This window comes from Nocardia sp. JW2, from assembly GCF_051843015.1.
Classification (GTDB): domain Bacteria; phylum Actinomycetota; class Actinomycetes; order Mycobacteriales; family Mycobacteriaceae; genus Nocardia; species Nocardia coubleae.
This window is the reverse complement of record NZ_JBPXLK010000067.1, coordinates 1-376: the sequence shown is the minus strand read 5'-3', so window position 1 is coordinate 376 and position 376 is coordinate 1. Positions and strand designations below refer to the sequence as shown.

The following is a 376-nucleotide window of genomic DNA, read 5'->3' as shown; positions in this document are numbered from 1 at the left end:
CCGCCGGTGATGGCCGGTGCCCAGATGATCTCGCCGTCGATGAGGCGTTCGATGTGGGTGCGGATCGGGTGGCCGTGGTCGGAGGTTTCGCTGACCTTGGTGTAGAGGTCGGCGCTGAGCAGTACCGAGTAGGGGCCCTGGACACCGGCCAGGCGCAGCCCGGTGAGGGCACGCGAGATGGCGTCGGGGATGTCGACCACATTGCTCGGCAGCGTGATCGGGGTGCAGGACGCGGCGGCGCGGATGCCGGTGATGCCCGCGGCGGCGTAGCCTTCGAAGATCGCGCGGTCTTCGGCGAAGGCGATCTTCTGGGCGGCGTCTTTGAGGTTGTCGAGGTCGGCGTCGGGGGCGCCGCGTTCGATGTCGTCGAGTTCGG

Annotated in this window: 1 protein-coding gene; it reads right to left on the bottom strand. The window is 68.9% G+C overall.

Going from position 1 to position 376, the window contains the following annotated elements; all coding sequences use genetic code 11:
- Positions 1-376: family 1 encapsulin nanocompartment shell protein (locus tag ACSVDM_RS30820; RefSeq protein ID WP_439269173.1), on the bottom strand; the 376-nt coding region annotated here is incomplete at both ends.